The 10089-nt window shown below is 60.0% G+C and carries 8 protein-coding genes and 1 pseudogene; 4 read left to right on the forward strand and 5 right to left on the reverse strand.

What is annotated here, in order from left to right; genetic code table 11:
• The 3 genes and pseudogenes from ACILRN_RS12885 to gmk all read left to right on the forward strand — a co-directional run.
• Positions 1-328: pseudogene (locus ACILRN_RS12885) on the forward strand (hypothetical protein); the annotation flags it as partial.
• Between the two features lie 31 nt (positions 329-359).
• Positions 360-1247 carry a YicC/YloC family endoribonuclease gene (locus tag ACILRN_RS12890; protein ID WP_395688891.1) on the forward strand — a complete coding sequence of 296 codons (888 nt, stop codon included), beginning with the start codon at positions 360-362 and terminating at the stop codon, positions 1245-1247.
• Positions 1248-1258: 11 nt separating this feature from the next.
• Complete coding sequence (gene gmk / locus ACILRN_RS12895) at positions 1259-1891, forward strand: guanylate kinase (protein ID WP_395688892.1); 633 nt, start codon at positions 1259-1261, stop codon at positions 1889-1891.
• 4 nt (positions 1892-1895) lie between these two features.
• Here gmk and rsmA read toward each other — a convergent pair whose 3' ends face one another.
• The 4 genes from rsmA to ACILRN_RS12915 are packed head-to-tail and all read right to left on the reverse strand — an operon-like array spanning position 1896 to position 7000.
• A complete protein-coding gene (gene rsmA, locus ACILRN_RS12900; RefSeq protein WP_395688894.1) occupies positions 1896-2732 on the reverse strand; it encodes a 16S rRNA (adenine(1518)-N(6)/adenine(1519)-N(6))-dimethyltransferase RsmA in 837 nt (278 codons plus the stop codon).
• Positions 2729-3724 (reverse strand): 4-hydroxythreonine-4-phosphate dehydrogenase PdxA, encoded by a 996-nt coding sequence (gene pdxA, locus ACILRN_RS12905; protein WP_395688896.1) that lies wholly within the window; start codon positions 3722-3724, stop codon positions 2729-2731. Before pdxA ends, rsmA begins: the two co-directional genes overlap by 4 nt.
• Positions 3725-3731: 7 nt before the next feature.
• Complete coding sequence (locus tag ACILRN_RS12910) at positions 3732-4724, reverse strand: SurA N-terminal domain-containing protein (protein WP_395688897.1); 993 nt, start codon at positions 4722-4724, stop codon at positions 3732-3734.
• A gap of 8 nt (positions 4725-4732) precedes the next feature.
• The gene (locus ACILRN_RS12915) at positions 4733-7000 is read right to left on the reverse strand and encodes an LPS-assembly protein LptD (protein WP_395688899.1); all 2268 of its coding nucleotides are present in this window, start codon (positions 6998-7000) and stop codon (positions 4733-4735) included.
• Between the two features lie 206 nt (positions 7001-7206).
• On the opposite strand from ACILRN_RS12915, the gene ACILRN_RS12920 reads away from it, so the two are divergent.
• A complete protein-coding gene (locus tag ACILRN_RS12920) occupies positions 7207-8685 on the forward strand; it encodes a leucyl aminopeptidase (protein WP_395688901.1) in 1479 nt (492 codons plus the stop codon).
• A 6-nt stretch (positions 8686-8691) separates the two neighbouring features.
• Here the strand turns inward: ACILRN_RS12920 and ACILRN_RS12925 are convergent, their stop codons facing one another.
• On the reverse strand, positions 8692-9708 hold the full coding sequence (locus ACILRN_RS12925) for a LacI family DNA-binding transcriptional regulator (protein ID WP_395688902.1): 1017 nt from the start codon (positions 9706-9708) through the stop codon (positions 8692-8694).
• Positions 9709-10089: the final 381 nt, after the last annotated feature.

The following is a 10089-nucleotide window of genomic DNA, read 5'->3' on the forward strand; positions in this document are numbered from 1 at the left end:
TTTTGTGGCGGATGGAACAGGCGGGCATGCCTTTGCGTCTACACTTGAAGAGCATAATCGCAATGTCAGTGCCTGGCGGAAGCTGGCCAGCGCGGCGGCATCTGCTGCGGCCGATGATCCTGAACCCGGAGTCGAGGCCCCCGGGGCATCTTCGCAAATCGGGCCCGACGCGGCTGACCAGCCGCTTGCTGACGTCATTCCCGAGCCGGAATCTGCCCCGTCACCTGTCCTGCCCCCCAAGGCCAGCACGACAGACCTCCAGCCTGGAACCATCGTCATGGTCGAGGGGCGTCCCGCGCCCATTCCCCGGCTCCGCCCGTTGCGCTAATCCTTGGCTGATTCTTACGTCCGGAGTTCTGATGCCCATCTCCAGCATGACCGGATTTGCCCGCGCCGCAGGTGAGCACCAGGGGCTTCTCTGGCACTGGGAAATCAAGAGCGTCAACGGCAAGTCACTCGATCTTCGGCTGCGTCTGCCACCGGGCTATGAGGCTCTGGACATTCCAGTCCGAACCGCGCTGACAGGGGTTATCCGCCGCGGCAGCCTGCAGGCAACGCTGGTGGTGGGTGGCGGCCTGCCGCGCGAGACGCTCCGCATCAATACCGAGATACTGGATCGTTTGGTGGCGGCAGGTGAAGCCTTGCGGGAGCGCATTGGCGGTGAACCGCTGCGTGCAGATATGCTCCTGTCCATCCGCGGCGTTGTCGATGTAGCCCCGGTTCCCGAAGACGAGGCAGCGCTTGACCAGCGCAACGCTGCCATACTCCAGGGGTTCAATGAAGCACTGATGGGGCTGGCCGTGGCTCGCCGGGCAGAAGGCGAACGTCTCCACGCCATTGTGGCAAACCAAGTGAGTCGCATCGAAGAGCTCGCCGCTGCGGCACGATCCAGTCCCGCCCGCAACCCCGATGCCATCCGTGCAAAACTGGCCGAGCAGGTTTCCCGGTTGCTTGACACTGGCACGGCCCTCGATCCTGGCCGGCTGCATCAGGAGGCCGTGATCATGGCAAGCCGGGCCGACATCCAGGAGGAGTTGGACCGGCTTGACGCACATGTACAGGCGGCCCGCTCCTTGCTGGTCACACCCGACGCCATCGGCCGGAAGCTCGATTTCCTGGCACAGGAATTCAACCGCGAGGCCAATACGCTTTGTGCGAAGGCATCAGACCGGTCTCTCGCGGCGACGGGCCTCGAACTCAAGACCGTAATCGACCAGCTGCGTGAGCAGGTCCAGAACATCGAGTGAGGATCATGCCTATGACTGAAATCTCCCGTCGCGGTCTATTGCTTGTCATGTCGTCTCCCTCAGGAGCCGGCAAGACCACGCTGTCGCGCCGTCTGCTCGCGGCAGACTCGAACATCGCCATGTCTGTTTCCGTCACCACGCGCCCGCCTCGGCCGGGCGAGGTCAACGGACGGGACTACCACTTCATCACCCAGGATGAGTTTGCGCGGCTGCGGGACCGCGGCGACCTGCTCGAGTACGCCGAGGTCTTTGGCAATTTCTACGGGACCCCGAAACGCCCGGTCTTGGAGGCGCTGCAGGCTGGCCGTGACGTTCTTTTTGATATTGACTGGCAGGGTACGCAGCAACTTGCCCAGGCCATGCCCGAAGACCTGGTCCGCATCTTCATCCTGCCGCCCTCCGCGGAAGAACTGCGCGAGCGTCTCATCGGCCGCGCCCAGGATTCGTCGGCCACCGTCGCAAAGCGCATGGCAAAAGCAGCTGACGAGATCAGCCACTGGCCTGAATATGACTATATCGTCATCAATGACGAGCTGGACCTGGCGAGCGCGGAGATATACGCAATTCTGCGCGCAGAGCGCCTGAGGCGCCGCAGGCGCGTTGGCCTGACCCAATTTGTCCGTGAGCTGACGAAAGATCTGTAGGCGGTCAGGGCAGGCGCGCCGCAAGCGCTGCGAAGGCTGAGACGGGCAGCTGCTCGGCCCGGAGTGCCGGATCGATGCCCGTTTCACGGAGCAGCGGCTCGGGCGCATCGATGAGGGTCTTGAGGCTTGTTCGAAGCATCTTGCGGCGCTGGCCAAAGGCAGCCGCGGTCACTCGCGAGAGGCGCGCAATCGGGCATGGTGGCTGGGGGCGGGCAAGAGGCACGAGCTGCACGATGCTCGAGGTCACTTTCGGCGGTGGCGTGAAGGCTGAGCGGTTCACATCAAAGAGTATCTTTGGCGAACATCGATACTGGCAGAGAACCGACAGGCGGCCATATGTCTTGCCGTTGGGGCGGGCAACGATACGTTCTGCGACCTCCTTCTGGAACATCAGCGTCAGCGAAGCATAGAATGGAGGCCAGACCTCGCCTTCAAGCCAGCCCGTCAGAAGGGGGGTTGCAATGTTGTATGGAAGATTGGCGACGATCTTCACCTGCTTCCCGGCGGCGAGCGGTTCATAGTTTACGGTCAGAGCATCGCCGGGCATGATTGTAAGGCGGCCGGGAAACGCGCTGGCAATCTCGCCCAGTGCAGCAAGAGCACGCTCATCCCGCTCAATGGCGATGATATGGGAGGCGCCCTCAAGCAGCAGAGCACGGGTGAGTCCGCCCGGTCCAGGGCCAATCTCAATCACCGTGAAGCCTTCCAGCGGTCCTGCAGCCCGGGCAATGCGGCGCGTGAGGTTCATGTCGAAGAGAAAGTTCTGACCTAGGGATTTCCGGGCAGATAGCCCGTGCCGGGCAATCACCTCACGCAAGGGTGGCAGGCGATCTTCAGTCACTCCAGGGCCCCGGCCATCCGTGCTGCAAGGCGGATGGCTGCCGTAAGGCTTTGCGGGTTTGCCCGCCCGCGACCTGCGATTCCAAGGGCAGTGCCATGATCGGGCGAGGTGCGGATAAACGGCAGCCCAAGGCTCACGTTGACACCCCCATGAAAGTCGATCGTTTTGACTGGGATCAGAGCCTGGTCGTGGTACATGCACAAGATTGCATCATAGCTGGCGCGGGCTTCTGGATGGAACGCGGTGTCGGCGGACAGCGGCCCCAGCACGTTGAGGCCCGCTTGGCGCAGGCTATCAAGCGCAGGTTGGATGATGTCGATTTCTTCACGTCCCATGGCGCCATTTTCGCCCGTATGCGGATTGAGGCCCGTAAAGGCGAGGCGCGGCCTTGCAATGCCGAAGAAGCGCAAAAGGTCTCGCGCCACGACCTTTGCCTGCTTGATGATCGCTGTCGTGGTGAGTGCGGCTGGAACATCTTTGAGCGGAATATGCACGGTCACTGGAATGGCGCGCAGATCTTGCGCCACCAGCATCATCACCTCGTCAACGCGATGGCCCTTGCGGGCCGCGAGGTCAGCCAGGAAATCAGTGTGTCCCTGATAGCGAAAGCCTGCGCTGTAGAGTGCATCCTTCTGGATCGGGTTGGTTACGAGTCCGGCAACGGCTCCACTGAGGGCAAGTTCTGCCGCCTCTTCAATAGCTGCGATGACTTGTGGCGCAGTTTCTCGCAGGATCGTGCCGGGTTCAGGGTGAGCGGCAAGAGGCCGGTTGAGAACCGGGAGCGCGTCAGGAAACACACGGCGCGCCTCCCCGGGAGAGCCGATTTCCCGTATCGGCAGCTCAGGGTTGCGTCGCTGCCAGTATCGCGCATCACCTAGCAACAGGAAGCAACAGTCGGGTTCGTGCCGGAGCGCTGCCCACGCATGAGCGGTGATCTCAGGGCCTATGCCGGCCGGTTCGCCGCAGGTCAGGAGAAGAGGTGAAGAAGCCATTCACCCTCTACTGCTGGGTGTAGGCCGCATCGCGGTATTCGACATAGACCTTGTCGCGCGCCTGCTCGAGGTATTGTGCCTCAAGACTGTCATAGCGCTCATTGATGACCATTCGCTCGATCTGCTCACGCGTAGGCATCTTGAAGTCAGGCTTTGGTGGCGTGATCGTGCGCGAGCCGCAGAATGCAATGAGCTGAATGCCTTTCTTGCTACGCACAGGCCCGACGGCACGGCCAACTCCGGCCTTGTCGAGGGCTTGCCTCAACTCCTTGGGCATCTTTGCCGCATCGACATCGAACTTCTTACCCGACTTGACGTCGAAGATACCCTCCGAGGCCGCCCTGACGGACCCGCAGCCCTTCAGCCGCTCTGCCACCTGTCTCGCCTCAATGGCGCGAGACTGCATCATCATCGGATCTTCACTGTCGATCGGAAGCTCGATTTCCATCAAGGAATAAACTGTGACCGGCTTCATGCGCGGGTCACTCATCAGCTTGGCGGTTTCGGAGCCGATCTCAGCCTTGATCTCTGCCATCTTGGCATCGACCTCGGCATCTGTCACCTTGACGTCTTCCTTGTATTTTGCAGACACCAACCGGCTGAAACCAATTGATGCCTGAAGGTAGCGACGAAAGCTCGCCTCGCTGATGCCTCTGTCCTTGAGCTTGGCCATCAGCTGGTCTCGAGTGAGATTCATGCCCTTGGCGATGCGGGTGATGCGTTCCGAGATTTCCGAATCCGAAGGCAACATGCCAAATCGCGTGGCTTCGACAATCTTGACCTGGTCATCAATCATGGCTTGCAGCGTCTGCTGTCTGTCCAAGCCCTTGCGGGGAAGATCACCGAGGATTTCAAGCAGAACGATGCGTTGCTTGAGATCAAGTTCTGTAATGGGTTGATCGTTGACGATGGCCACAATCCCTTCCATCTCTGCCCGTACTGGCGCCGGATGCGGAGCCAAAAGCAGAGCCGCTGCCAGAACGGCCATCAAGAAGGTCATGCGACTGGTCATTGCTGAATGTACTCGTAGGCAATCCGCCCGATCGTCCTGAGCTCTACGCTCAGGAAGACTCGGTACTGGGTGTCGCCGTTCGGACCGAACTCGTCAGTCTGCGACATGGCATAAACGAGCTCTGCCTTCATGCAATCACAGTTGAATGCCACGCCCAGACTCTCATTCATTCGTTTCTGGTTCTTCAGATCGTACTGCACATTGCCGAACACACTCCAGACGTTGCTGAGATTGTAGCGACCGTTCACCCAGACCTGCTCTTCGCTTCCGGGCCGGCCGTAATTCGCAGCAGGGCCAATGTCCGCATAGCTGACAGACCCGGAAAACTGGCCAAAATTGAGGCCGACCGTGCCTTCCTGAACATTGATGCTCGACAGATCCTCCTCCATCCTGGCCTGATAGCCGAGCGTTATCCTGGGCAAGACCTGAAGTGCCACGCCGGCTACAAGGTCGGAGGCAGTGCCATCGAGGCCTGAGCCAGCCAGGAAGCTGTTTTCACCCGCAATGTGGAAACTCTCTCCGAAACTGGCGCGCAGAAAGCCGCCGTTTTCACCCATGAGCGTGTAGATGAGCCCCGTATTGGCCCGGAGGCCACCCTCCCAGCGATCATAGCCGGTGAAGCGATCGCTCAGGAACAGGTTCGTCGTATCGAAGTTGAGCGTGATGGCATCCTCGTTGCCCGTTCCATCCAGGTCTGGCTCGGAAGGTGTGCCAACCAGCTGCGCCACGGGGGTGAGTACGCTTTGCAGTCCGCCATGAGAGGCGACAAATGGCATGCGGACATCAATCCCGCCTGTTGGCGTCAGATGAAATTCGCTGTCCTTGCTCTCAGCAGCACCGGGAACATTCTCGGCATAGAAGGCATCGGCACGCACTTGCGCGAATGGTGTCACCAACATGCCAGCCGGTGCAATCATCTGTCGCTTCCAGTCGGCATAGCCCATGACGTGGGTTTGTTGCGTTCCGACATTTACGCCCTGATACGATTCGTCGATTGCTTCGTTACGCTGGAGTGCATAGGCGTTGAAGCCAAATGAGAGTTCGCCACCCATCACGGGCCGGTCGAGCACATAGTCACCCACCACAAAAGGCGTGGCCACCGGCATGTCACCTTGTTCTTCACCCTCTACCAGGCTCTGCCAGCCGATGATCTGCGCTTTTGTGTAGTTACGGTCCGACAGGCCTGTGGCCTGCACGTAGTTGGCCAGCAAGTTGCGGGAGTCATATCCATAATCGGCTAGAAAGTAATTGTCGCTGACCGCCGTCCCGTCCCAGCCCCAGGTCCAATCCTCATTGATGCGGAAATCACCCTTGGTCCGCACCGCACCACGCTGGCTGTCCACGTCGCTGCGGAATTCGCTGACGTTGGGATCGTAATTGCCGTAGCCATGGACGCTGTAGATTCCGGATTCCAGTCGGTGGCGGAACTCGATATCGCCTGCTCCGCCGCGTTCGGTGGTCAACAATGGAGTCACGGTCATGTCCATGTTGGGCCGCATGGCCCAAAAGAACGGTACTGCTGCGCCGAAGCCGAAATCGCCTGACTTTATGGAGGGAATGAGAAACCCGGTCCGGCGTGTCACACTAGGATCCGGATAGGCAAAATAGGGGGTCCAGAGCACCGGAAGCTTGCCAAACTTTAAGGTGGCATCACGGTAGTAGATGGTTTCTGTCTTCTCGTTGTGCTTGGCCTCCCGGGCAGCGATCTGCCAGACTGGAGTTCCGTCTTCTGAGACACAGGTCTTGCAGGCGGTATAGCTGGCTCTTTCGTAGGTCGTGATGCCATCGCTGGTGCGTTGGGCATATTGCGCAGTGATGGTGACATTGTTTGTCAGAAGTGCCTTGACGTAGTTTCCGAAACCCTCGCGGAAAGAATTTTTCAACTCGGCGCTGTCGGCTTCGAACACATTGCCATTCGGTTCCCGGAGTACGATCGAGCCATTTGCCTTGAACGTATCCGTGGCCATCTCGTAGACGACCTTGCTGGCGGTCAGCACATAGGGGCCGTAGGTGATCCTGACGGTGCCGGTGGCCACGGCCACCTTGGTCTTTGCGTCGTAGGTCAACCGATCGGCGATCACGTCAACGCGTGTTCCCTTAGGCGGAGGCGTGACGCTTGGCTCGACGAGGGGCGGTTGATTTTCGATACCGGCAAGCGATGCCGGCGAGGCAAGGATACATCCGGCAAGCGCCATCGCTGCCAGAAGACGAAGGCGTCGTCTGGAGGTCTTAACGGCACACTGCTCAGCACGGTATGGTTGCACTACGCCCCCGGGTCCTCCTATCGAAAAAACCCTACCGGCTTTCCGTGGGTCCGTGAAGTCCTGTCGTCGAGCATGGCTGGGGATTGCGGTGATGGCTGGATTCCCGCTGAACATGGTCAACCAGACCTTTCGCCGGACCGATTGCGGGCGATTCCCAAAGCAGTCGAAACCGGCTAAACCGGTAGGCTCTCAAGCAAAGGTTTCACATGAAAATCGACTTTTCCTCGCTGGCCTTGCCGCGTTCCGGCATTGCCATTCTGCTGGTTCCTGAAACCGGAGGGCTTTCGGGAATGGCGGCTGACGTGGACAAACGCTGCGGCGGCCAGATCAGGCGCGCCATGGCGGCGGCCGGCTTCACGGGCCGGCGCGACAGCAGCCTTGATGTTCTGGCGCCGGGTGGTGGTCTGGAGCGGGTCGTTCTGTTTGGCCTTGGCGCGGCGGCTGCCCTTCGGTCCCTCGATCTCGAAATGCTGGGTGGGGCAATTGCCGGCACGCTGCAGGGCCTCAAGGTGCAGTCGGGGGCAATCCTCATCGACGCGACACTCGGAAAACTGCCGCCGGCGGAAGCGGCTGCGCTCATTGCCTCAGGCATTCGGCTGCGCGTCTATGCGTTCAATCGCTACAAGTCGAAACAGCCAGACGCGAAGCTGCTGAAATCCGTCAGCATTCTCACGGCGGATTCTGGCGGTGCGCGCAAGCGCTTCCTGAACTGGGAGGCAGTTGCCGAAGGTGTTCATCTGGCACGCGATCTGGTGAACGAGCCACCCAATATCCTGCACCCTGTGGCTTTCGCTGCTCGCCTGAAGCCACTGACCAAGCTTGGCCTGAAACTGACGATCCTGACGCCCGCCCAGATGAAGCGCCTTGGCATGCACGCGCTGCTGGGCGTGGCCCAGGGTTCGGCTCATGAGGCGCGCCTTGCGCTTCTGGAGTGGCGCGGGGGCAAAGCGGGGGAGGCCCCGCTCGCCTTCGTCGGCAAGGGTGTGACCTTCGATACTGGCGGCATTTCAATCAAGCCGGCACAGGGCATGGAGGACATGAAAGGGGACATGGGCGGAGCAGCCTGTGTTGCAGGGCTCATGCTGGCACTGGCCAAGCGCAAGGCGAAGGTCAACGCCGTGGGTGCCATCGGTCTTGTCGAAAACATGCCGGATGGCAAGGCACAGCGGCCGGGCGATGTTGTCACCTCAATGTCCGGCCAGACCATTGCCGTTCTGAATACCGATGCTGAGGGCCGTCTCGTGCTTGCCGATGTGTTGTGGTACGTGCAGCAGCGTTTCAAGCCGCGCTTCATGGTGGACCTGGCAACGCTCACTGGCGCGATCCTGGTGGCGCTGGGCAAGGAGCACGCAGGGCTTTTCTCAAACAATGACGAGCTGGCGCAGCGGCTCAGTGATTCTGGCTATGCGACGGGCGAAAAAGTCTGGCGCATGCCGCTGGCGCCAGAGTACGACAAGATCATCGATCACGACGTGGCAGACGTCAAAAACACGGGCGGCCGCTACGCCGGATCAATCACGGCAGCACAGTTCCTGCAGCGTTTCGTCAACAACGTGCCATGGGCCCACCTCGATGTGGCCGGCACCGCAATGGATGTGCCGCGCAGCCCGATCAACCAGAGCTGGGGCTCTGGCTGGGGTGTACGTTTGCTCAATCACCTCGTTGCACAGCACTACGAAAGATAAGAACGATCAAGCCGCAACCGCTGTCCGGACCGGCGAACAGCTGGCGCGAGCGAGCAGTTCGACTGGCAGAACCGTATCGGTGGCAAGGCCCTGCTGGCTGCGGATCATGGCCACCAGCAGCTCTGCCGCCTTTGCGCCCAGGCTGGCATCAGGTACGCGCACGGTCGAAAGCTGTGGAAAGGCGCGCTGGCTTTCTGGCATGTCATTGGTGCCGATGAATGACATGTCTTCAGGTATGCGCAAGCCACGTGCCCGGCAGACATCCATTGCAGCGCATGCCATCATGTCATCTGCGCAATAAACAGCAGTTGGCGGTTCTGGCAGGTTAAGCAGCAGTTCCATTGCCCCAGACGCCTGATCCCACTGACCTTCGCCCGCCTGAATGTAGGTGTCTGGAACAGGCAGGCCGAGGCGGCCCATGGCTGCGATGAAGCCATCGCGCCGTTCAAGCGCATGCTGAGCTACCAGGGGGCCTGCGATATGCGCGATCCGGCGATGGCCAAGGCCTGACAGATGACGCACTGCCAGATCGGCAATTGCGCCGTCATCAACCCGTACCACCGGCACTGGCGGCTCGTAGACCCGGTCCAGAAGCTGCACGACCGGAACCTCGGGCTTTGGCCCGGTGAATCGGCTCATGCCGGTTCCACCGTCGAGTACCAGCATCCCGTCCACGCGACCATTGGACAGGAGCTCGGCATAGCTCTCGCAGCGTCTGTCGCCCTTGGCCGTGAAGCCAACCATCACGGAATACCCCATGTCGAACGCAGTATCTTCGATGCCTTGAAGCAGATTGGCGCAGAAAGGGTTTTCAATGTCCGGTGTCAGCACCAGCAGCGTGTCGGTGCGCTGAATGCGCAGTGAACGCGCCACGAGGTTGATTCTGTAGCCGCAGGAGTTTGCCGCATCCCGCACGGCGCGCCGCGTGCCATCGGCCACCAGGTCAGGATTGCTGAGAGCCCGGGAGGCAGTTGCAACCGACACACCTGCAAGCCGGGCCACGTCTGAAAGCGTAGGTCTCATGAGTCCTCCCAATATCGTTTACAGACGTGATGGTAATATACAACTAAAACGATTGAAATAGAATTGACTGACAAATCGCTGACTGGACTTATTATGAAGACAAATCTGGATCTATCTGTGCAAGCGTATGCGCGAACATTGCAGCATCAACATTAGCCACTGAAAAAACTCAACTAATTGAAAAATATACTTATTTCGACCAGGACTCCAGATTGCGCCTAAGTGTAAGGCCGAACATCACTCTCTGCGTCAGGATGCCGCAGCCAGGTCCTTCATCAAACGCCGTGCTTTCAACCGTCCGAATCGCTGTCAGGGGACTGTTCAGGATCCGGATCGTCCGATGGAATGGCATAGTGGCCGCCCAGCCAGCGGTTGAGGTCT

The sequence above is a fragment of the Aestuariivirga sp. genome (assembly GCF_044238155.1).
In the GTDB taxonomy this organism is placed as follows: domain Bacteria; phylum Pseudomonadota; class Alphaproteobacteria; order Rhizobiales; family Aestuariivirgaceae; genus Aestuariivirga.

Bases quoted from the DNA above. Each gene is read 5' to 3' on its own strand.
- ACILRN_RS12890 (WP_395688891.1), top strand. From the start codon at position 360: ATGCCCATCTCCAGCATGACCGGATTTGCCCGCGCCGCAGGTGAGCAC.
- gmk (WP_395688892.1), top strand. From the start codon at position 1,259: ATGACTGAAATCTCCCGTCGCGGTCTATTGCTTGTCATGTCGTCTCCC.
- pdxA (WP_395688896.1), bottom strand. From the start codon at position 3,724: ATGGCTTCTTCACCTCTTCTCCTGACCTGCGGCGAACCGGCCGGCATA.
- ACILRN_RS12910 (WP_395688897.1), bottom strand. From the start codon at position 4,724: ATGACCTTCTTGATGGCCGTTCTGGCAGCGGCTCTGCTTTTGGCTCCG.
- ACILRN_RS12920 (WP_395688901.1), top strand. From the start codon at position 7,207: ATGAAAATCGACTTTTCCTCGCTGGCCTTGCCGCGTTCCGGCATTGCC.
- ACILRN_RS12925 (WP_395688902.1), bottom strand. From the start codon at position 9,708: ATGAGACCTACGCTTTCAGACGTGGCCCGGCTTGCAGGTGTGTCGGTT.